18 protein-coding genes are annotated in these 21,496 nt (G+C 58.5%); 14 read left to right on the top strand and 4 right to left on the bottom strand.

The window, feature by feature from the left end:
• Positions 1–244: 244 nt before the first annotated feature.
• From pgi to psiE, 6 genes are all read left to right on the top strand, one after another.
• Complete coding sequence (gene pgi, locus ACLI4M_RS11220) at positions 245–1,888, top strand: glucose-6-phosphate isomerase (RefSeq protein WP_048917593.1); 1,644 nt, start codon at positions 245–247, stop codon at positions 1,886–1,888.
• Positions 1,889–2,586: 698 nt separating this feature from the next.
• Positions 2,587–2,853 (top strand): exopolysaccharide production protein YjbE, encoded by a 267-nt coding sequence (gene yjbE / locus ACLI4M_RS11225; protein WP_048917588.1) that lies wholly within the window; start codon positions 2,587–2,589, stop codon positions 2,851–2,853.
• Positions 2,854–2,931: 78 nt separating this feature from the next.
• A complete protein-coding gene (locus ACLI4M_RS11230) occupies positions 2,932–3,576 on the top strand; it encodes a YjbF family lipoprotein (RefSeq protein ID WP_133622196.1) in 645 nt (214 codons plus the stop codon).
• On the top strand, positions 3,573–4,331 hold the full coding sequence (locus ACLI4M_RS11235) for a capsule biosynthesis GfcC D2 domain-containing protein (RefSeq protein ID WP_133622195.1): 759 nt from the start codon (positions 3,573–3,575) through the stop codon (positions 4,329–4,331). The genes ACLI4M_RS11230 and ACLI4M_RS11235 overlap by 4 nt, the downstream gene beginning before the upstream one ends.
• The gene (locus ACLI4M_RS11240; protein ID WP_048917585.1) at positions 4,331–6,424 is read left to right on the top strand and encodes a YjbH domain-containing protein; all 2,094 of its coding nucleotides are present in this window, start codon (positions 4,331–4,333) and stop codon (positions 6,422–6,424) included. The genes ACLI4M_RS11235 and ACLI4M_RS11240 overlap by 1 nt, the downstream gene beginning before the upstream one ends.
• Positions 6,425–6,676: 252 nt before the next feature.
• Complete coding sequence (gene psiE, locus ACLI4M_RS11245; RefSeq protein ID WP_048917584.1) at positions 6,677–7,093, top strand: phosphate-starvation-inducible protein PsiE; 417 nt, start codon at positions 6,677–6,679, stop codon at positions 7,091–7,093.
• A gap of 77 nt (positions 7,094–7,170) precedes the next feature.
• On the opposite strand, the gene malG is transcribed toward psiE, so the two are convergent.
• The 3 genes from malG to malE are packed head-to-tail and all read right to left on the bottom strand — an operon-like array spanning position 7,171 to position 10,820.
• Entirely contained in the window at positions 7,171–8,061 is an 891-nt protein-coding gene (malG, locus tag ACLI4M_RS11250; protein WP_133622194.1) for a maltose ABC transporter permease MalG, read from the bottom strand.
• A gap of 7 nt (positions 8,062–8,068) precedes the next feature.
• Positions 8,069–9,601 (bottom strand): maltose ABC transporter permease MalF, encoded by a 1,533-nt coding sequence (gene malF / locus ACLI4M_RS11255; protein WP_133622193.1) that lies wholly within the window; start codon positions 9,599–9,601, stop codon positions 8,069–8,071.
• Positions 9,602–9,623: 22 nt separating this feature from the next.
• A complete protein-coding gene (malE, locus tag ACLI4M_RS11260; protein WP_048917581.1) occupies positions 9,624–10,820 on the bottom strand; it encodes a maltose/maltodextrin ABC transporter substrate-binding protein MalE in 1,197 nt (398 codons plus the stop codon).
• A gap of 330 nt (positions 10,821–11,150) precedes the next feature.
• Between malE and malK the strand changes: the two genes are divergently transcribed.
• From malK to ubiA, 5 genes are all read left to right on the top strand, one after another.
• Entirely contained in the window at positions 11,151–12,281 is a 1,131-nt protein-coding gene (malK, locus tag ACLI4M_RS11265; protein WP_133624972.1) for a maltose/maltodextrin ABC transporter ATP-binding protein MalK, read from the top strand.
• A gap of 18 nt (positions 12,282–12,299) precedes the next feature.
• Complete coding sequence (locus tag ACLI4M_RS11270) at positions 12,300–13,583, top strand: maltoporin (RefSeq protein WP_048917579.1); 1,284 nt, start codon at positions 12,300–12,302, stop codon at positions 13,581–13,583.
• A 77-nt stretch (positions 13,584–13,660) separates the two neighbouring features.
• On the top strand, positions 13,661–14,578 hold the full coding sequence (gene malM / locus ACLI4M_RS11275; RefSeq protein ID WP_133622192.1) for a maltose operon protein MalM: 918 nt from the start codon (positions 13,661–13,663) through the stop codon (positions 14,576–14,578).
• A gap of 213 nt (positions 14,579–14,791) precedes the next feature.
• Complete coding sequence (gene ubiC / locus ACLI4M_RS11280; RefSeq protein ID WP_048917577.1) at positions 14,792–15,310, top strand: chorismate lyase; 519 nt, start codon at positions 14,792–14,794, stop codon at positions 15,308–15,310.
• A gap of 1 nt (position 15,311) precedes the next feature.
• Complete coding sequence (gene ubiA / locus ACLI4M_RS11285) at positions 15,312–16,181, top strand: 4-hydroxybenzoate octaprenyltransferase (RefSeq protein ID WP_133622191.1); 870 nt, start codon at positions 15,312–15,314, stop codon at positions 16,179–16,181.
• 160 nt (positions 16,182–16,341) lie between these two features.
• Here the strand turns inward: ubiA and plsB are convergent, their stop codons facing one another.
• Positions 16,342–18,765: a glycerol-3-phosphate 1-O-acyltransferase PlsB gene (gene plsB, locus ACLI4M_RS11290; protein WP_133624971.1), complete on the bottom strand. Its 2,424-nt coding sequence runs from the start codon at positions 18,763–18,765 to the stop codon at positions 16,342–16,344.
• A gap of 128 nt (positions 18,766–18,893) precedes the next feature.
• Here plsB and ACLI4M_RS11295 point away from each other — a divergent pair, with 128 nt between their 5' ends.
• The 3 genes from ACLI4M_RS11295 to dinF all read left to right on the top strand — a co-directional run bounded on the left by ACLI4M_RS11295 (position 18,894) and on the right by dinF (position 21,384).
• A complete protein-coding gene (locus ACLI4M_RS11295; RefSeq protein ID WP_133622190.1) occupies positions 18,894–19,262 on the top strand; it encodes a diacylglycerol kinase in 369 nt (122 codons plus the stop codon).
• 106 nt (positions 19,263–19,368) lie between these two features.
• Positions 19,369–19,977, top strand: a complete 609-nt coding sequence (gene lexA / locus ACLI4M_RS11300) for a transcriptional repressor LexA (RefSeq protein WP_048917574.1) — start codon at positions 19,369–19,371, stop codon at positions 19,975–19,977.
• Positions 19,978–20,061: 84 nt separating this feature from the next.
• Entirely contained in the window at positions 20,062–21,384 is a 1,323-nt protein-coding gene (gene dinF / locus ACLI4M_RS11305; protein ID WP_133622189.1) for an MATE family efflux transporter DinF, read from the top strand.
• The last annotated feature ends 112 nt before the right edge of the window (positions 21,385–21,496 follow it).

Below are 21,496 nucleotides of genomic sequence, written 5' to 3' on the forward strand. Positions count from 1 at the left end.
ATCACCGTTTAGACCATAAGCGTCAATTCTTATAAGCACGCCCCAGGCTATAATTTTTTTCCTTAACAGGGTATGAATAGTCATACTGAAACCCCTGGTGGGCACGATCCTCACCCGCCGAGTGCAAAATCGCGATGGGATGATTGCTGATACCTGTTGCAGGAAAAGGAAAGAGCCTGCTCCTTAACGGGTAACATGTCGTCCGATCTGAATGACGGTTCTTAAATAAAAAGAGTGTGTTGCTATGAAAAATATCAATCCGACACAAACCGCTGCCTGGCAGGCACTGCAGCAGCATTTTGAACAGATGAAAGATGTGCAGATTGCCGACCTGTTCGCGCAAGATGCCGACCGGTTTGCTAAATTCTCCGCGACTTTTGACGACCAGATGCTGGTGGATTTTTCCAAAAACCGCATCACCCAGGAAACCCTCGACAAGCTGCAAGCGCTGGCGAAAGAGACCGACCTGCAGGGCGCGATCAAGTCGATGTTCTCCGGCGAGAAGATCAACCGCACTGAAGATCGTGCCGTGCTGCACGTGGCGCTGCGCAACCGCAGCAACACCCCGATCATGGTTGATGGCAAAGATGTGATGCCGGAAGTCAACGCGGTGCTGGAAAAGATGAAAGGCTTCTCCGAGCGCATTATCAGCGGCGACTGGAAAGGCTACACCGGCAAAGCCATCACTGACGTGGTGAACATTGGTATCGGCGGCTCGGACCTCGGTCCGTTTATGGTCACCGAAGCACTGCGCCCATATAAGAACCACCTGAATATGCACTTCGTTTCCAACGTCGACGGCACCCATATTGCCGAAACGCTGAAAACGCTGAACCCGGAAACCACGCTGTTCCTCGTGGCCTCGAAAACCTTCACCACTCAGGAGACCATGACCAACGCCCACAGCGCGCGTGACTGGTTCCTGACCTCCGGTGAACAGGAAGACGTGGCGAAGCACTTTGCCGCGCTGTCGACCAACGCTAAGGCGGTCAGCGAGTTCGGGATTGATACTGACAACATGTTCGAGTTCTGGGACTGGGTCGGCGGCCGCTACTCACTGTGGTCGGCGATTGGCCTGTCGATCATCCTGTCTATCGGTTTCAGCAACTTTGAGAAGCTGCTGAGCGGCGCGCACGCGATGGACCGCCACTTTGCCGACACGCCGGAAGAGAAAAACCTGCCGGTGCTGCTGGCGCTGATCGGCATCTGGTACAACAACTTCTTTGGTGCTGAAACCGAAGCGATCCTGCCGTACGACCAGTATATGCACCGCTTTGCCGCCTATTTCCAGCAGGGCAACATGGAGTCCAACGGTAAGTACGTTGACCGTAACGGCACGCCGGTAACTTACGAAACGGGTCCGATTATCTGGGGCGAGCCGGGCACTAACGGCCAGCATGCGTTCTACCAGCTGATCCACCAGGGCACTAAGCTTATCCCTTGCGACTTTATTGCTCCGGCGAACACCCACAACAAGTTGGGCGATCATCACAGCAAGCTGCTGTCGAACTTCTTTGCCCAGACCGAAGCGCTGGCGTTTGGTAAAGCGCGTGACGTGGTAGAGAAAGAGTTTGCCGATGCCGGAAAAGATGCGCAGTCCGTCGAGCACGTGGTGCCGTTCAAAGTGTTTGAAGGTAACCGCCCGACCAACTCCATCCTGCTGCGTGATATCACGCCGTTCAGCCTCGGCGCGCTGATTGCGCTGTATGAGCATAAGATCTTCACTCAGGGCGCAATCCTCAACATCTTTACCTTCGATCAGTGGGGCGTTGAGCTGGGCAAACAGCTGGCTAACCGCATCCTGCCGGAACTCTCCGGCGCGGATAACGTCACCAGCCACGACAGCTCTACCAATGGCCTGATTAACCGCTATAAGTCCTGGCGTTAATTCTCCCTCGAAGGGGCGAGGTGTGCCTCGCCCTGGGTCAGGCGTGCCTGACCCCTACAAATCCGGATTACCCGTAAACGGTAGGGGTCGACCATTTTTTCCGGTCGACCCGTTCCGATGGCCTGCACAATATTGCCGAACCCCCATTTACTGGGGGTTTTTTATTTTCTGGTATATCCTGGTACTGGTTGACAGCCGGGCAGCCCCCTGTCAGCGATAATCCCACCGTCATCTCGCCGTAAAACCCCCCCAAAGATGAGTAAAATTTGCGTTTTTGAGATGGGCATATTCCTAAAATTGCGCAAAATCACCCGATTTTGCGGCAGAAAATTCTGAATCTGGCCGCTGTTTGCAGGGGCTAAACTCGGTCATTCTCTGTGATTATCTTCATGTTTTTAAATGGATTATTACAAAGATAATGCCATTTGCTACCGTCATGTCATTAATATTTCATCTGGCTGGAATTTTTAGCCTATGGCGCCAGATTTAAATTAAATATTGGTATTAATCTCCGTTTAAGGCACTTATGTAGATAAATATCTGCCTTAACCGCAACTTTCCCGCCATTTACCAGTGTTTTACACCATCTCTTTCCGCGCCGGATGGCCCGCTGCTTTCTGATAATTTATTCCCCATACTGGTGTCGCCAGGTGCCATCCAGGCCCTGGTATCCATTCATTTAATGAAGGGAAAGTGTGATGAAAAAAGTCTTATGGGCTACTGCAGCCATAGTGTACTTAGCGAGTGCTTCGGGCGCGTTTGCCGCAGAAGCAGCTGGCGCATCAGCGACAGAGACCGGTGCAGCTGCCGGTGCTGAAGCCGGTGCGATGTCGGCCGGTGTAACCACTGCCGTTGGTATTGGTGCTGCTGGCGCTCTGGCCGGTATCGCGCTGGCCGCGAGCAGCGGTGGTAATGGTTCCAATACCGGAACCACGACCACCACGACCACAAGCACCACCCGCTAAGTACAAAAAATTAATCATAACCACACGCTTGTGTGGTTATTTTCAGCCTTGTTCTACTTTGCTCAGGGACACACACAGGTGCGAAACCTTCCACTGCTGATCCTCTGCCTGCTGCTTCAGGCCTGTACTCAAACGCAAAAAGGATTGGGTGAAACCGTCAAGCTGGCATTTTTCGGCGCTGACGACATCCAGATGACTAACCAACAAATCGACAGTTTGCCCTACGCCAGCATGTATTTGCGCGTCAATGACGGCCAGCAAATCTTCGTGGTGCTCGGCTTCAACGAGAACGGCCAGCAGAAGTGGATCACCCGCGATCGGGCGATGCTGGTGACCCAGCATGGTCGTCTGGTGAAAACGCTGGGCATGGCCGATAACCTCAATGACGTCAGTAATCTGGCTAACGACCCGCTGCGTGATGCGCTGCATCTTAGCGATGGGGCCAGCTGGGCACGGGCGATGAGCTGGACGGAAAACGGCCAGCCGCGCGCTGCAACCGCGACATCCCGCTTTACCCGCCTGAAGGATGAGGTGCTGCAGCTGGCCGGTGAGCCGGTGGCGTGCCGCGTGTGGCAGGAAGAGGTCAGCGCCGACGACGGCCACGCCTGGCGCAATACGTTCTGGATTGATACCACCAGCGGGCAGGTCCGTCAGGCCCGGCAGATGCTGGGTGCGGACACTATCCCGGTTGAATTCACTATCCTGAAGCCTGCGAAATCATGAAAAAAACACTAACAACTCTTCTCGCAGGGATAGTGGCATCGCTGTCGCTGCAGGCTGTGGCGGATAGCCAGGTCACGGTATTTTATCCCGGGCAAACGGTACCGGTGGCGATCGTCCACGCCGAAAATCTCGCTCAGCTGGTCACCAGCCCGGTGCTTCAGCAGAAAACCTGGTGGCCCGGCACGGTGATAAGCGAAAAGCTGGCTACGGCGGTAGCAGTACAGCAGCAGCAGATGCTGATGGCGCGCCTGCAGGCGTGGCGCGACGAATTGAACAGTGACGGTGACGGCGAACAGGCGGCCATCGTGGACAACGTGCGTCAGCAGATCGCGGCGCTAAAAGTGACAGGACGGCAGAGAGTCAATCTCGACCCGGACTGGGTGCGCTTACGGCCAGAGGCTAACCGCACGCTGCAGGGCGAGTACAGCGTCTATACCCTGGAAAAACCCACCTCGGTGACGCTGTCCGGAGTGGTGGAGAAGGCGGGCAATACGCCGTGGGCGGCCGGGCGATCCGTGGTGGATTACCTCGATGCTCACCCACGCATGAGCGGCGGCGAGCGCAACACCGCGCAGGTGATCTCCCCGGCGGGTGAGGTGACCGAGGTGCCCGTGGCTTACTGGAATCGACGTCACTACGAGCCGCAGCCGGGTAGCATCCTCTTTGTTGGCTTCTCCTCCTGGACGCTGCCGAGCGCCTATGCCGATCTCAACCAGCAGATCGTTTCTGTTCTGACGCACCGGATCCCTGACTGATGAAAAAACGTTATCTTCTCAGCCTGCTGTCATTTTCCGTCGCCTGTGCCTGCCAGGCGCAGGCGGCCACCTGGCCCGACCCGATCGGCCCCTCCCAGTCCGACTTCGGCGGCGTGGGCCTGATGCAGGTGCCGACCGCGCGTATGGCAAAAGAGGGCGAGTTCAGCCTTAACTATCGCTACAACGACCAGTACCATTTCTACTCCTCCTCGGTGCAGCTGTTCCCGTGGCTGGAAGCCACCATCCGCTACACCGACGTAAAAACCCGCGAGTACAGCGCGGTGTCGAGCTTCTCGGGCGATCAGACCTATAAAGATAAAGCGTTCGACCTCAAGCTGCGGCTGTGGGAAGAGGGCTTCTGGCTGCCGGAAGTCTCGGTGGGCTCGCGCGATCTCGGCGGTACCGGGCTGTTCGACAGTGAATACCTGGTGGCGACCAAAGCCTGGGGACCGTTTGATTTCACCCTTGGCCTCGGCTGGGGCTACATCGGTAACAGCGGCACCATCAAGAACCCGTTCTGCTCCGCCAGTGAAAAATACTGCTACCGCACTGAAGGCAACGGCACCGCCGGTTCGGTCAGCGGCAGCGATATGTTCAAAGGCCCGACGGCGCTGTTTGGCGGCATCGAATACCAGACCCCGTGGCAGCCGCTGCGCCTGAAAATGGAGTACGAAGGCAACGACTACCAGGATGATTTTGCCGGTCGTCTGGAGCAGAAGAGCAAGTTCAACGTCGGGGCAATTTACCGCCTCACCGACTGGGCAGACGTCAACGTCAGCTATGAGCGTGGCAACACCTTTATGGCGGGCTTTACCCTGCGCACCAACTTCAACGACCTGCATCAAAACCAGCGCGACACGCCGAAGCCGGAGTACAATCCGCAGCCGCAGGATCGCTTCCTCGACCCGACGGTGACCGCCAGCCAGCTGACCGACCTGAAGTACAATGCCGGGCTTAACGCGCCGAATATTCAGGTGGATGGCAGCACCATGACCGTCACCGGCGAACAGTATAAATATCGCGATACCCAGCGCGGCGTCGATCGCGCCAACGTGATCCTCGCCAATCATCTGCCGTCAGGTATTGAGACGCTGCGCGTCACCCAGACGCGCAGCAACATGCCGCAGGTTACTACCGAAACCAACGTCGGCAGCCTGCAACGCCAGCTGGCAGGCTATCCGCTCGGGCGTGAAGAGACGCTACAGCAGCAGCGGGTAAATCCGGTCAGGCTGGGCCATACCGAGCAGGGCTTCCGCATTGACGGCGACCGTCTCAACTACAGCCTGTCGCCGGTGCTTAACCAGTCGGTAGGCGGCCCGGAAAGTTTCTATCTGTACCAGGTGGGGGTGATGGCCAATGCCAGCTTCTGGCTGACCGACCACCTGCTGCTGGACGGCAGCCTGTTCGGCAATCTGACCAACAACTACGACAAGTTTAACTACAACGGCGCCCCGTCCGACTCCTCGCTGCCGCGCGTGCGTACCCACATTCGCGACTACGTGGAAAACAACGTCTATGTGAATAACCTGCAGGCCAACTACATGCGCGAGCTGGGCAACGGTTTCTACGGTCAGCTGTACGGCGGCTATCTGGAGACCATGTACGGCGGCGTGGGTGGGGAAGTGCTGTATCGTCCGCTGGATGCCAGCTGGGCGGTGGGCGTCGATGCCAATTACGTCAAGCAGCGTGACTGGGACAATATGATGCAGTTCACCGACTATACGGCGAAGGTGGGCAACATTACCGGTTACTGGCAGCCGTGGTTTATGCGTAACGTGCTGGTGAAAGCCAGCGTCGGGCAGTACCTGGCGGAAGATAAAGGCGTGACGGTCGACGTGTCGAAGCGCTTCGACAGCGGCATTATCGTTGGCGCTTACGCCACCAAAACCAACGTCTCGGCGGAGGAGTACGGCGAGGGTGACTTCACCAAAGGCTTCTATATTTCGGTGCCGATGGATGTGTTCAGCGTGTCGCCAACCCGTGGCCGTGCGCAGGTTAACTGGACGCCGCTGACGCGCGATGGCGGTCAGATGCTGGGCCGTAAGTACCAGCTGTACGATATGACCACCGATCGCGACGCCAACTACCGTTAACCACCCCGTTGATGTCGGGGGCGACCTTCTCTTCCGGTCGCCCCGTGCCGACGGTTTGCACCGGCCGTAATGAAGACCTTCTCTTTCGGTCGCCCCGGTTTGACGGGCTGACCGAAAAGGAGGGTCAGCCCCTACGTGTCACACCCTGTAAAATGCCTTTGCCCAATCGAAATGTTGTGATCTGCGTCACGCTCAAGCATATTGTATCCGTCGGCATTCCCGACGGATAACAATGACTTTGAGGCACCCGAGATGACTTCCCAAGACCGTAACACGCCCGCCACCCGGCTGGCCTTTGCCCTGCAAATGGTATTAAACACCGGCCTGATCGTGCTGGCCTGTATCCTGATCATTTTCCTCGGCAAAGAGACTATCCACCTCGGCAATGTGCTGCTCAACACCGGCGAGCAGACCTCGTCGTATCTGCTGATTGAAGGCATCGTTATCTACTTCCTTTACTTCGAGTTTATCGCCCTGATCATTAAATACTTCCAGTCGGGCTACCACTTCCCGCTGCGCTACTTTGTTTATATCGGCATCACCGCGATTATCCGCCTGATTATCGTCGACCATAAAAACCCGTTCGACACCCTGGCCTATTCCATAGCCATCCTGATCTTAGTGGTCACGCTGTGGCTGGCGAACAGCAACCGGCTGAAGCGCGAATAAAAAAAAGGCGATCCGAAGATCGCCTGAAGACACAGGGTAACGCTAAGCACTCTCGCAGTGGCAACAACAAAATCGAATTAACCCTTTACGCCGCCCGCCGTCAGGCCATTGACCAGCCAGCGCTGGGCGACAATAAACACCAGCGTAATCGGCAGCGCCGACAGCACCGCCGCCGCGGCAAAATCGCCCCACAGATAGTTCTGCGGATTCAGATACTGCTGCATGCCGACCGCCAGCGTGTATCTGTTAACGTCGCGCAGCAGCAGCGAGGCGACCGGCACTTCGGTAACGGCAGCAATAAACGACAGAATAAACACCACCGCCAGAATCGGCACCGACAGCGGCAGCAGGATCAGACGGAACGCCTGCCACGGCGTGGCACCGTCCAGCGCCGCTGCTTCTTCCAGCGAGCCATCGATCGTTTCGAAATAGCCCTTAATCGTCCAGACATGCAGCGCGATACCGCCCAGATAGGCGAAGATCAGCCCGGCATGGGTATTCAGCCCGATAAATGGCAGATACTGGCCAAGGCGGTCAAACAGCGCATACAGCGCCACCAGCGACAACACCGCCGGGAACATCTGGAAAATCAGCATCCCCTTCAGCAGGCTGGCTTTGCCGCGAAAGCGCATGCGGGCAAAGGCATAAGCGCAGGTGGTGGAGAGGGCGACGATGCCGACGGCGGTGATCGCCGCGACCTTCACCGAGTTCCACAGCCACAGCAGCACCGGGAACGGCGGCGGCGTCACGCTGCCGTTCTCATGCGTTACCGCAAAGCCGAGCGCCAGCTTCCAGTGATCCCAGGAAATATGCTCCGGCAGCAGCGAGCCAATCGCATAGTTGCCGGGGCGCAGCGAAATGGCGATCACCATCAGCAGCGGATACATAATCACCGCGACAAACGCCAGCAGCAGCAGGTGGGTCAGCAGCAGCCGCAGCTTTTGCGATTTAGGTTGCACGACAGCCATATCTACCTCACTCGATTTTCATACGCGTGGCTTTCAGGTTCAGCACCGCCAGCCCGCCAACTAACAGGAAGATCAGCGTGGCAATCGCCGCCGCCAGGCCAAAGTCCTGCCCGCCGCCGCCCTCAAAGGCGATGCGCCAGGTGTAGCTCACCAGCAGGTCGGTATAGCCTGCCGGAGTGGTGGTGCCAAGCCGGTCCGGGCCGCCGTTGGTCAGCAGCTGGATCAGCACAAAGTTATTAAAGTTAAAGGCGAAGCTGGCAATCATCAGCGGCGTCAGCGGCTTGAGCAGCAGCGGTAGCGTGATGCGGAAGAAGTTCTGCCCTGGCGTGGCGCCGTCGAGCGCTGAGGCCTCATAGAGATCCTCCGGGATCGCCTTCAGCAGCCCCATGCACAGAATCATCATGTACGGATAGCCAAGCCAGGTATTGACGATCACCAGCATGCCGCGCGCCAGCGTCGGGTCGCTAAACCAGGCCGGTTTTATCCCCAGCAGGCTTTGCAGCATGATATTGATCTCGCCGAAGCTCTGGTTGAACAACCCTTTGAAGATCAGAATCGAGATAAACGCCGGGACCGCATACGGCAGGATCAGCAGCAGGCGATAGGTGGCGCGGCCGCGCAGTGCTTCCCACTGCATCAGGCAGGCCAGCACCATGCCCACGGCGGTGGTCAGCAGAACCGTCAGCAGTGAGAACACCACGGTCCAGACGAAGATCGCCAGGAACGGTTTCTGAATGCCATCGTCGGTCATCACCCGCAGGAAGTTTTTCCAGCCGATCGGCACGGTATAGCCCGGGCTGAGACGCTCGCCGCTCCACTGCTGCGCGGCGTCTTTTGCCTGATAAAACCCGCTGGCGTCGTTCGGCCAGTAAACCGTGCCGTTCTGCTGATTGGTCAGCTCACCCGCGCTGCCCAGCTTGTAGAGCGGCTGACTGGCGGAGAACTGGCGCAGTGAACTCATGCGCAGGCGGCTGCCGTCCGGCAGCATGGCGCTGATGCGCGCCAGTGCCTGGCGGTTCTGCGTCACCACGCGCAGCATGGCTCGCTCGCCCGGAGGGTTGCTGCTCTGCGCTTGCAGCGTCAGAGACTGGTCTTTCTGCTCATCGAACGAGAACGGCGCAGAGAGGAAACGCTGCTGATTGTCGTCGCTGAGCTGTAAAATCCACTGATTGCCCGCCGGCCACAGGCTGAAGCTGTAGTGCTCCCCGGCCTGATACTGACGGTCCAGTAGCACCGTCTGCGCCCGTTCAAAGGTCAGCTGGTTGGTGCTGCTGTAGTTGGTAAAGGCAATGGCAATGGTGGCCGCCAGCGGGAACAGGACGAACAGCGCCATGCCCGCCAGCCCCGGATACACATAGCGCCAGGCGCTGGCGCGGCGCTGGGCGAAAATCACCAGCCCGGTGCTGAGCACAATCAGCGTCAGGGCGGCAAACAGCGTTTCGCCCTGCGCATACATCAGCACCACCAGATAACCGGTGAAAATGGCAAACAGGCTGATAACAAGCCACTTCAGGGCGTTCTGTCCGGCTGGCTTCACCATACGAGATTCCTTATCCGGTGGGTTATTTGGTGATGCGCGTCTGCGCGTCTTTCAGCGCGGCATCCACCGTCTGACGGCCATTAATCGCATTCAGCACCGCCGTGCGCTCGGCATACCAGAAGGCGCTCATCTGCGGCACGTTCGGCATGATTTCACCCTTCTGCGAGTTGGCCATGGTGGCGGCGATTTTCGGATCCTGCGCCAGCTTTTCCTGCATCGACTTCAGCGCCACGGCACCCAGCGGCTTATCGGCGTTAACTTTCGCCAGCCCGTCATCGGTCAGCAGATAGTTTTCGATAAACTCTTTCGCCAGCTCTTTGTTCGGACTGGCGGCGTTGATGCCCGCGCTCAGCACGCCAACAAACGGTTTCGACGGCTGGCCTTTAAAGGTCGGCAGCAGGGTAACGCCGTAGTTGATTTTGGCGCTGTCAATATTGCCCCACGCCCACGGGCCGTTGATGGTCATCGCCGTTTCGCCCTTGTTAAAGGCGGCTTCGGCAATGGCAAAGTCGGTATCGGCATTCAGGTGTTTGTTTTTAATCAGATCGACGAGGAACTGTAAGCCCTCCTGCGAGCCTTTGTTCGCCACGCCAACATCTTTCAGGTCATAGCTGCCGTCAGGTTTTTTCTTGAAGGCGTAGCCACCGTCAGCGGCGGTGAGCGGCCAGGTGAAATAGGGTTCCTGCAGGTTAAACATGATGGCGCTTTTGCCTTTGGCGCGCAGCTGCTTGTCGAGCGCCGGGATCGCTTCCCAACTTTTTGGCGGCTCGGGCAGCAGGTCTTTGTTGTAGATCAGCGACAGCGCTTCGGCAGCAATCGGGTAGCCAATCAGCTTACCGTTAAAACGTACCGCGTCCCAGGTGAAGGGGTAGAGCTTGTCCTGGAAGGCTTTATCCGGCGACACCTCCGCCAGCAGGCCGGACTGCGCGTAGCCGCCAAAGCGGTCATGTGCCCAGAAGATAATGTCCGGGCCGTCCCCGGTGGCCGCCACCTGCGGATACTTCTCTTCCAGCTTGTCCGGGTGCTCTACCGAGACCTTAATGCCGGTATCCTGCTCAAACTTCTTCCCGACTTCCGCCAGACCGTTGTAGCCCTTGTCGCCGTTGATCCAGATAACCAGTTTGCCCTCTTCAATCTTTGCCAGCGCCGTCGCCGGGAGCAGCGCGCAGGTCAGGCTGCACAGCAGCAGGGTTTTCGTACTTAATCTGAACTTCGCCATATTTCGTTCCTCTAAGTGTGAGAAGCCGGGATGTGCCCGCAGTCTGCGGTTAATGCACGCAACTGGCTTCCTCCCTGCGTCTACTCCCCCCAATTGCGTTATGTGATCGCGCTTACATAAGCGTGAAATCTGCGTGTGCGCGCACAAAAAACACCCCCTGATTTTGCCCGTGACGTCACGAATTTCCGCCGCCGCCCCGGCTTGCCTTCATGCTGCCCGTTTCCTCATCCTCCTTTCTCCTCCCCCATAAAAAAGCGCCCGGTGGAGGAGTTGCCGCGCCGCCGCCTGCCGCACACTCCGGCCATCGAACAGCGTGGAAGGGAGAGGCAGATGGCCAGCGTGGTGCTGAATAATGTCACTAAAGCATGGGGTGACGTGGTGGTATCAGATGCGATTGACCTGACGATTGCCGAAGGGGAATTCGTGGTGTTTGTCGGTCCTTCGGGCTGCGGCAAGTCAACGCTGCTGCGGATGATTGCCGGGCTGGAGGAGATCACCTCCGGCGAGCTGCTGATTGGCGACCGCCGCATGAATGAAGTGCCGCCCGCCGGGCGCGGCGTCGGCATGGTGTTCCAGTCATACGCGCTCTATCCCCATCTGACCGTGGCGGAAAACATGTCCTTCGGCCTGAAGCTGGCCGGGGTGCCGAAAGCGCAAATCCAGCAGCGGGTGAACCAGGTCGCCGAAGTGCTGCAGCTGGCGCACCTGCTGGAACGCCAGCCGAAAGCGCTCTCCGGCGGCCAGCGTCAGCGCGTGGCAATCGGCCGCACGCTGGTGGCAGAGCCGCAGGTATTCCTGCTGGATGAACCTTTGTCAAACCTCGATGCCGCGCTGCGCGTGCAGATGCGCATTGAGATCTCCCGCCTGCATAAGCGCTTACAGCGCACCATGATTTACGTCACTCACGACCAGGTAGAAGCGATGACGCTGGCCGACAAAATCGTGGTGCTGGAGGGCGGTCGCATTGCCCAGATCGGTAAACCGCTCGAGCTGTACCACTATCCCGCCAACCGCTTCGTTGCCGGGTTTATCGGCTCGCCGAAGATGAACTTCCTGCCGGTCAAAGTGACCGCCACCGCCATTGATCAGGTGCAGGTTGAGCTGCCGAATCGCCAACAGATCTGGCTACCCGTCGCAAGTGACGGCGTGCAGCCCGGCAGCAATATGTCGCTTGGCATTCGCCCCGAGCACCTGCTGCCGAGCGAGGTCGCCGACGTCACGCTCGCCGGTGTGGTACAGGTGGTCGAACAGCTCGGCCACGAAACCCAGATCCATATCCAGATCCCCGCGCTGCGTCAGAACCTGGTTTACCGCCAGAACGACGTGGTGCTGGTAGAAGAAGGTGCCCATTACGCCATCGGCCTGCCGCCCCAGCGTTGCCATCTGTTTCGCGAAGATGGTCGTGCCTGTCGCCGGCTGCATCAGGAACCGGGTGTTGAAGCACTCCAGCAAAAGCAGTGATAACAGGAGTCAAACAGAATGATTAAGCTGAAATATCCTCTGGCAGTGGCCATTGCGATGGCCATCTCCGGCCAGGCAGCGGCGGTAGATTTTAAAGGCTATGCGCGTTCAGGCATCGGCTGGACCGGCAGCGGCGGCGAGCAGCAGTGCTTCCAGGCGACCGGGGCCAACAGCAAATACCGTCTGGGTAACGAATGTGAAACCTACGCCGAATTAAAACTCGGGCAGGAGCTGTGGAAAGAGGGCGATAAGAGCTTCTACTTCGACACCAACCTGGCCTATGCCGTGTCTCAGCGTTCAGATTTCGAAAGCGTCGATCCCGGCTTTCGTGAAGTGAACGTGCAGGGTAAAAACCTGATCGAGTGGCTGCCAGGTTCTACCCTGTGGGCGGGTAAACGCTTCTATCAGCGTCATGACGTCCATATGATCGACTTCTACTACTGGGACATCTCCGGGCCGGGTGCCGGTCTGGAAAACGTCGATCTCGGCTTCGGTAAACTGTCGATGGCAGTGACGCGTAACGGCGAAGCAGGCGGCTCTTACGGCTTTATCGATAACCAGCAGAACCAGGTGCCGACCATTAACGACACCTTCGACGTGCGGCTTGCCGAGCTGAATACTAACCCGGGCGGCGTGCTGGAGTTCGGCGTCGACTACGGTCGTGCTAACGTGCAGGACGGCTACTCGCTGGCCGACGGCGCCACCAAAGATGGCTGGATGCTGACCGCAGAACATACCCAGACTATCTACAACGGCTACAACAAGTTTGTCGTGCAGTACGCGACCGATGCGCTGACCTCCCAGCGTAACGGCCGTACCGAAGGTTCCAGCATTGATAACAACGGCAAAATGATGCGCTTAATCGACCATGGCGCGCTCGACTTCAATGACAAATGGGGCCTGATGTACGTGGCGATGTTCCAGGATGTGGACCGCGACAACCAGAACGGCACCACCTGGTACACCGCCGGCGTGCGCCCGATGTACAAATGGACGCCAATCATGAGCACCCTGCTGGAGCTCGGCTATGACAACGTCAAGTCGCAGGAAACCGGCGATCGCAACAGCCAGTATAAAGTGACCCTTGCCCAGCAGTGGCAGGCCGGTGACAGCATCTGGTCGCGCCCGGCAATCCGCCTGTTCGCAACTTACGCCAAGTGGGATGAGAAGTGGGGCTACGCCACGGCGGACGATACCGGCTTCACCTCCGGCACCGCCTACAACGATACCAGCGCCAAAACCTTCAGCCGCGGAAACGATGACGAAGTCACCTTCGGCGTGCAGATGGAAGCCTGGTGGTAACCCCTGCCTGACCGCATGTTTTACCCCGATGTTGCATTGCCTGGCGGCATCGGGGTTGTCCGTTTGAGGAACCTAAAATGAAAAAAAATCTGCTGTCTCTCTGCCTGATCGCCGCGTTTGGCCTCGGTGCAGCCCCGCTGTCGCAGGCGGAAACCTTCACTTCTCCGACTAACGTGGCGGTGGCACCGAGCATCCCGGCGGACGCGCTTCAGCGCCTCTCCTGGCTGCCGATGACGCCGCCTGTCTCGAACGATATCCAGCTGAACGCCTCGTCGCAGTCGCTCAACCAGGGCGAAATCACCGGCCCGGTTGCCGCCGTGACGCTGCCCGCCGATCGCGGCTCGCTGGAGATTACCCTCACCAGCGTGGTGAAAGACAAGCGCGTGTACGTGCCGAACGTGCTGGTGCTGGATGAGCAGAAACGCCCGGCGGCCTTCTATCCCGGTAGCTACTTCCCGTATGAAAAACCTGGCGTGGTGTCAATGGACAGGCTGGAGGGAACGCTGAAGCTCACCCCGGCGCTGGGCCAGAAGCAGATCTATCTGCTGATCTACACCACCCGTCAGGACCTGACCACCACCACCCAGCTGAAAAATCCAGCAAAAGCCTACGCGGAAGGGGTGGGTAATGCAGTGCCGTCAATCCCCGATCCGGTGGCGACTCACGTCAGCGATGGCCTGATCAAGCTAAAGGTTAAGGCGGAGCAGGGTAGCGGCAACATTATGATAGGCCAGGTGTTTAACCAGCCTGAACCGCAGCCGGTGGTGGTTGGCGGCAGCGCACCTGCCAGCGCTCCGGCTCCGGCGGCGTCAGCGCCTGCAGCCAAAGGCGAACCGATGCTCAGCGATACCGAAAGCTACTTCAACCAGGGCATCCGCCAGGCGGCGAAAGCGGGCGATATCGACAAAGCCCTGCGCCTGATGAATGAGGCTGAGCGTTTAGGCTCCACCTCAGCGCGCAAAACCTTTATCAGCAGTGTGAAAGGCAAGGGCTAAGCTCTGCCCCGCCATGGGCTGCAAGCCCATGGCGGGGGACGGCGTGAAACCCCGCACTGCTGTTGTGGCGGGATGACTGGTGCGCTGCGTTATCGGGCGCACTTTTTTTCACGCTTTTTCCTGACAAAATTCCTCACTTTTACCGCGCTTTAATAGGTTTGCCCCCGGGGTGTGCGATACACTCAGGCATCAAACGTTTTACGGAGAAGTGTTATGGCTGATAACGCGCTGTCGCTGTTGCGCGCGATCAACTGGCTACCGAACTCATCACCCCTGCTAACCGCCCCCCTGCTCGACTGGCTGATGGAAGTTGATTCCATGACCCGCCGCTTTGAGCGTCACTGCCAGTGCGTGACGGTTAATCTGCTGCGTGAAGGGTTTGTTGGCGCTGAGGAAGCGGGAGAGGATGCGGCGCTGCTGCCGGATGAGTCTCAATACTGGCTGCGGGAAATCGAGCTGTGTGGCGATGGCGTGCCGTGGCTGGTGGCGCGCACCCTGGTGCCGGAATCGACCCTCAACGGCCCGGAGCAAAAGCTCCAGCAGCTCGGCACTGTCCCGCTCGGGCGCTATCTGTTTGCCACCTCGACCCTGACGCGTGATTTTATTGACGTTGGCCACAGTGCGGAACTGTGGGGGCGGCGCTCGCGCCTGCGGCTGGCGGGCAAACCACTGCTGTTAACCGAACTGTTTTTACCGCCTTCACCGCTCTACGCCAGCCTGGAGGCCAAGTAGCATGGAGAGAACGTTGCCAATGAGTAAGCTGTCGGCATATAGCCGCCTGATGCGCATCGATAAACCGATTGGCTCGCTGCTGCTGTTGTGGCCAACGCTGTGGGCGTTGTGGCTGTCCGGCATGCAGATGCCGCCACTCAATGTGCTGCTGGTGTTCGTGCTGGGCGTATTCTTTATGCGCGCCGCGGGCTGCGTGGTGAATGACTTTGCCGACCGTAAAATCGACGGCCACGTTAAGCGCACGCGCGGGCGCCCGCTGCCGAGCGGCGCGGTCAGCAGTAAAGAGGCCAAAGTGTTGTTTGCCGTGCTGGTGCTTATCTCCTTTGCGCTGGTGCTGACCATGAACCGCCTGACTATCTGGCTGTCATTTGGTGGCCTGGCGCTGGCGTGGATGTACCCGTTTATGAAGCGCCATACCCATCTGCCGCAGGTGGTGCTCGGTGCGGCGTTTGGCTGGTCGATCCCGATGGGCTGGGCGGCAGTGAGCGGCAGCGTGCCGCTGAACTGCTGGCTGCTGTTCCTCGCCAATATCTGCTGGACCGTGGCCTACGACACGCAGTATGCGATGGTCGACCGCGATGACGACCTGAAGATCGGCGTGAAATCGACGGCAATCCTGTTTGGGCGCTTCGACAATTTGATTAACGGCGTGCTGCAGCTGGCGGCGCTGGGCCTGCTGGCGCTGGTTGGCATGCGTAGCGGGCTGGGCAGTGCCTTCTACTGGTCGATGCTGGTGGCGGCGGGGTTGTTTGTTTATCAACAGAAGCTGACCGCCCATCGCCAGCGCGAGCTGTGCTTCAAGGCGTTTCTCAATAATAACTGGGTAGGCTTCACGCTGTTCGTCGGCGTGGTGCTGGGCATCTGGCAGTAGCGGGTCGGGCATGCCCGACCCCTACACGGATCGGGTGCCCGTGAATCGTAGGGGCCGATCTTCTGTTTCGATCGGCCCGTAGTGATGCCCGCGCAATAAAAAAGGTCGACCGGAAAAAAGGTCGACCTCTACGCATATCGGGTGCCCGTAGATCCTGTTCTCAGTCGGGCGCGACCGCGCTCTCAATCGTCATCCGGACTTCCTGAGTGATCAGCTCGGCCAGCAGCTGATAAACCTGCTGCGTGCGCTCGACCTGGGCGTCGCCAGAATCACTGATATAGCCCTCATCACGCAGCGTCAGCACCAGTGAAGTAAACACCGCTTTATCAAAGAACTCCGGCGCGTTAATCCCGTGCAGCACCGACAGGCGCTGGGCCATGGTGCGGCTCTCTTTCTCCAGCGTACCGCGATTGATTGCCGGGTTAGCGCTGAGGATAGAGAAGGTAATCGCGTAACGCTGCAGGGTTTCACGGACGCCAGCCGCCAGCAGCTGCAGCGTGCGGAAACGACCCGGGCTCAGGCGCAGCGTGCTTTCATCGGCATTCAGCAGCCCCTGGCGCGCCATCTCCGCGATCAGCGCATCCAGCACCGCAGGCAGTTCTGCAATATCCCAGCGCAGGAACAGCTCGGCCTTCAGCATCGGATAAACCACGCTCACCTGGCGCAGCAGCCCGGCGCGGTCGATCTCGCGGTGCTGCATCAGAATCGCAGCAATCAGCGACGGCAGGACCAGCATGTGATGAATGTTGTTGCGGTAATAGGTCATCAGCACCGCCTGCTCGCGCGGCAGAATGACAATCTCACCGATGCTGTCCTGCTCCAGCTCGAACTTATTCATGCTCAGCGCATGTTCCAGCAGCGCTTCCGGCGTCATATCCGGCACGGTGGAGTCCGGCGAATAGGGCACGTTGCGCAGCAGTTGGGTATAGCAGTCGAGCTGTTCAGTCAGCTGTTCACGCGTCATCGAACGCTGGCGTGAGGCCAGCAGCGCGGTGACGCACAGGTTCATGGCATTAGCGGCACCGGCGTTGTTGATGCGCACCATCACTTTCTGGGCGATATCGTTGACGGCCGGGGTCAGCCACGCCGGGCGCTGGGCTTCAATAGGGTCGATCGCGTCACGCCACTCCGGCACCTGCTGGTTAAGGTAGGAGACCAGCGGCAGCGGCTCACCGAAGTTGACGTAGCCCTGACCGAGGTTGCGCAGCTTACGCAGCCCGCGCACCATCGACATAAAGCCCTCTTTCTCTTTCGTCGCACCGCGCAGCTCTTTGGCGTAAGTACCCACTTCCATCACGTGCTCGTAACCGATGTAGATGGGCACCAGGGTAATTGGGCGATTACCGCCGCGCAGCATCGCCTGAATGGTCATCGACAGCGTGCCGGTTTTCGGGTCGAGCAGGCGACCGGTACGTGAACGGCCCCCCTCAACGAAATACTCCACCGAATAGCCGCGGGTAAACAGCTCGCCGAGATATTCGCGGAACACCGTGGAGTAGAGCTTGTTGCCCTTGAAGGTGCGGCGAATAAAGAACGCACCCAGGCGGCGGAAGATCGGACCGGCTGGCCAGAAGTTCAGGTTGATACCGGCAGCGATATGCGGCGGCACCAGACCCTGGTGATACAGTACGTAAGAGAGCAGCAGGTAGTCCATATGGCTGCGATGGCAGGGGACGTAAACAATTTCATGCCCGTCCTGCGCCAGCTGGCGCACGCGCTCGCCGCCATTAACGTTGATGCCCTGATACAGCTTGCTCCAGGTCCAGCCCATGATGCGGTCGGTGAGGCGAATCGCCTCGTAGGAGAAGTCGGCAGCAATCTCTTCCATCAGCTCAACGGCGTTCTGCTGGGCTTTCTCATGGGAAATTTTCTTGCTGCGCGCTTCATCCTCCACCGCCTTGGCGATAGCTTTCGACTGCAGCAGCTTATTGAACAGGTCCTGACGCACCGGCAGGCGTGGCCCGACGGCAGCCAGACGCTGGCGGGCAAAGTGCATCCGCGCCACGCGGGCCAGCTTCTGGGCAATAATCTTGTCGGTGCCGTGCTCGGTGGCCATATGGCGTAAAGAGACCATCGGCGAGAAGCGCACAAAGCTGTCGCGGCCCAGCCACAGCACCGCAAAGAATTTCTGAATGCCGTTCAGCATCCGCAGATGCGGCTGTGCATCGCCCTGAACCTCGCGGCCCGGCGAGCGCCCGAACATCACCGATACCGGCACCATCTGCACATCCAGGTCCGGATGGCTGCGGTGCAGGTCGAGATATTCATGGAACAGCTTGACTGACTCAAGGTTCGGCACGAAATAGGGGAATACGCGTGGGCCATCATGGATAAACACATGACGTGGCAAAACGGCCCCGTCTATCTCCAGCGGTTCCAGCGGATCGGGGAGATCCTGCTTGCGGCACTGCTCTCGCAGTGCAAGGAGATCGGCCTTTGAATCATAAGGCAGTACATACATAATAGGGCGCGACGTATCCAGCCCGAGCTCGGCAACCGGCTCAGCGGGGATCGCCTTGCTTTTTACCAGGAATTTAACTGGTAGATTCAATAAGTTATAATATAAATTACGCCAACCTGACATAGACAACATGAAGCCTCTTGTTAGCAAAGCGCCGCAAGCATACCAGAAAGCGCCAACAGATTCTGTGGTGTTGCAAAATGTGCGCCACCCAGACATTGACGCTCAACATCGTAAAGGGTTCCCTGATTATGGCAAGTAACGTCACCGGATTGACTCGGATTATAAAAGCTGCGGGCTATTCCTGGAAAGGTTTACGCGCGGCATGGCAGCATGAAGCGGCATTTCGTCAGGAGGCTATCGCCGCTATTGTTGCCATTGTTGTTGCTCTGTGGCTCGACGTGGACGCCATCACTCGTGTTCTGCTGGTCGGCTCCGTGGTGCTGGTGATTATCGTTGAGGTGCTCAATAGCGCCGTTGAAGCGGTCGTCGACCGCATCGGCAGTGAAATTCACCCGCTGGCAGGCCGGGCGAAAGATATGGGTTCGGCAGCCGTATTGCTGACGATTTTGCTGGCTGTTTTTGTCTGGATTATGCTGTTAGTGCCGCATTTGCGATGAGTTTTCCAAAATTTGCAACAAACTGAATTTTGACCAACTTTAGGTTTTCATCGCGCAAATACCTGTATATACTCACAGTCGACTGTATAAACAACCAGGGGGCGGGATGAAAGCACTAACGGCAAGGCAGCAGCAGGTTTACGACCTGATTCGCGACCACATTAACCAGACCGGCATGCCGCCGACACGGGCAGAGATTGCTACGCAGCTCGGTTTCCGTTCCCCGAATGCCGCTGAAGAACACCTCAAAGCGTTGGCGCGTAAAGGCGTGATTGAGATTGTTTCAGGCGCTTCACGCGGTATCCGCCTGATGATGGAAGAAGAAGACGGTCTTCCGCTGATTGGTCGCGTCGCCGCAGGTGAACCGCTGCTGGCTGAGCAACATATCGAAGGCCACTACAAAGTGGACCCTGACCTGTTTAAACCGGGCGCCGATTTCCTGCTGCGCGTCAGCGGAATGTCGATGAGAGATATCGGCATTATGGATGGTGACCTGCTGGCGGTACATAAAACTGAAGATGTGCGTAACGGCCAGGTGGTGGTTGCCCGTATCGATGATGAAGTGACCGTTAAGCGCCTGAAGCGCCAGGGTAACACCGTGCATCTGCTGCCGGAAAACCCGGAATTCCAGCCTATCGTGGTTGACCTGCGTAACCAGACGCTGACCATCGAAGGTCTGGCCGTCGGCGTGATCCGCAACGGCAACTGGCTGTAGCAGTTACTCCCTCTAAGCGGGTCGGTCATGACCGACCCCGACTAAATCCAGATACCGACCCCTGTGAAATCCTGGTAACGCACCATGCGACTCCTCACTACAGCTGATAAACACCTCTGGCGGCTGGCGCTGCCGATGATCCTCTCCAATATCACCGTGCCGCTGCTAGGCCTGGTGGATACCGCCGTGATTGGCCATCTCGATAGCCCGGTTTACCTGGGCGGCGTTGCGGTCGGTACTACCGTTACCAGCTTCCTGTTTATGCTGCTGCTGTTCCTGCGTATGAGCACCACCGGGCTGACCGCGCAGGCATTTGGCGCGCAGGACAAACCTGCGCTGGCGCGCGCGCTAATGCAGCCGCTGCTGCTGGCACTGCTCGCCGGGCTGCTGTTCATCATCCTGAAAACGCCGCTCACTCAGCTGGCGCTCAGTCTGACCGGCGGCAGCGAGGCGGTGCTGCACCAGGCGGCGCTGTTTATGCAGATCCGCTGGCTCAGCGCCCCGGCAACGCTGGCTAACCTGGTGCTGCTCGGCTGGCTGCTGGGCGTGCAGTATGCGCGTGCGCCGGTGATCCTGCTGGTGGTCGGTAACCTGGTGAATATTCTGCTCGACCTGTGGTTCGTTATCGGCCTGGGGTGGGGCGTGCAGGGCGCGGCGGCGGCCACCGCTATTGCGGAGTACGTCAGCTTTATTGTCGGGCTGCTGCTGGTGTGGCGGGTGATGGTACTGCGCGGCCTGTCGCTGCGCCTATTACTCAATGCCTGGCGCGGAAACCTGGGGCGCCTGCTGCGACTTAATCGCGACATCATGCTGCGCTCGCTGCTGCTGCAAATCTGCTTCGCCTCGCTGACCCTCTTAGGGGCGCGGCTCGGCAGCGATGTGGTGGCGGTCAATGCAGTGCTGCTGATGTTCCTGACTTTTACCGCCTATGCCCTCGACGGCTTTGCCTATGCGGTGGAAGCCTGCGCCGGCGAAGCCTACGGCGCCAGCAACAGCCAGCGCCTGCTCAGCGTCTGGCACGCTGCCTGCCGCCAGTCGGTGGTGGTAGCCATCGCCTTCTCGTTACTCTATGCGCTGTGTGGCGAGCAGATAGTCGCGTTGCTGACCTCGCTACAGCCGCTGCAGCAGCTGGCCCATCGCTATCTTTGGTGGCAGGTTGTGATGCCGTTGGCGGGAGTGGGATGCTATCTGCTGGACGGGATGTTTATTGGCGCCACGCGCGCCAGCGAGATGCGTAACGGCATGGCGATAGCCGCGGTCGGTTTTGCCTTAACCCTGTGCAGCGTTCCCTGGTTGGGTAATCATGGGCTGTGGCTGGCAATGACCGTGTTCCTGCTGCTGCGCGGCCTGACGCTGTGGATTATCTGGCGCAGGCACTGGCGCAACGGCACCTGGTTTGCTCACTGAAACATTTGTTTACGTCTTCCGCCGCTGCGCTACCTCTATGATGTATTAGGGTTTTTCTCTGCTTTATGGCTTTTTTGTCAGGGGTTGTCGCAACGAGAACCCATTTCTCTAC

The sequence above is a fragment of the Erwinia sp. LJJL01 genome (assembly GCF_047300805.2).
GTDB classification, from domain to species: Bacteria; Pseudomonadota; Gammaproteobacteria; order Enterobacterales; family Enterobacteriaceae; genus Erwinia; species Erwinia aphidicola.

Coding starts and splice junctions, on each gene's coding strand:
- pgi (WP_048917593.1), top strand. CDS start 245: ATGAAAAATATCAATCCGACACAAACCGCTGCCTGGCAGGCACTGCAG.
- yjbE (WP_048917588.1), top strand. CDS start 2,587: ATGAAAAAAGTCTTATGGGCTACTGCAGCCATAGTGTACTTAGCGAGT.
- ACLI4M_RS11235 (WP_133622195.1), top strand. CDS start 3,573: ATGAAAAAAACACTAACAACTCTTCTCGCAGGGATAGTGGCATCGCTG.
- ACLI4M_RS11240 (WP_048917585.1), top strand. CDS start 4,331: ATGAAAAAACGTTATCTTCTCAGCCTGCTGTCATTTTCCGTCGCCTGT.
- psiE (WP_048917584.1), top strand. CDS start 6,677: ATGACTTCCCAAGACCGTAACACGCCCGCCACCCGGCTGGCCTTTGCC.
- malG (WP_133622194.1), bottom strand. CDS start 8,061: ATGGCTGTCGTGCAACCTAAATCGCAAAAGCTGCGGCTGCTGCTGACC.
- malF (WP_133622193.1), bottom strand. CDS start 9,601: ATGGTGAAGCCAGCCGGACAGAACGCCCTGAAGTGGCTTGTTATCAGC.
- malE (WP_048917581.1), bottom strand. CDS start 10,820: ATGGCGAAGTTCAGATTAAGTACGAAAACCCTGCTGCTGTGCAGCCTG.
- malK (WP_133624972.1), top strand. CDS start 11,151: ATGGCCAGCGTGGTGCTGAATAATGTCACTAAAGCATGGGGTGACGTG.
- ACLI4M_RS11270 (WP_048917579.1), top strand. CDS start 12,300: ATGATTAAGCTGAAATATCCTCTGGCAGTGGCCATTGCGATGGCCATC.
- malM (WP_133622192.1), top strand. CDS start 13,661: ATGAAAAAAAATCTGCTGTCTCTCTGCCTGATCGCCGCGTTTGGCCTC.
- ubiC (WP_048917577.1), top strand. CDS start 14,792: ATGGCTGATAACGCGCTGTCGCTGTTGCGCGCGATCAACTGGCTACCG.
- ubiA (WP_133622191.1), top strand. CDS start 15,312: ATGGAGAGAACGTTGCCAATGAGTAAGCTGTCGGCATATAGCCGCCTG.
- plsB (WP_133624971.1), bottom strand. CDS start 18,765: ATGTCAGGTTGGCGTAATTTATATTATAACTTATTGAATCTACCAGTT.
- ACLI4M_RS11295 (WP_133622190.1), top strand. CDS start 18,894: ATGGCAAGTAACGTCACCGGATTGACTCGGATTATAAAAGCTGCGGGC.
- lexA (WP_048917574.1), top strand. CDS start 19,369: ATGAAAGCACTAACGGCAAGGCAGCAGCAGGTTTACGACCTGATTCGC.
- dinF (WP_133622189.1), top strand. CDS start 20,062: ATGCGACTCCTCACTACAGCTGATAAACACCTCTGGCGGCTGGCGCTG.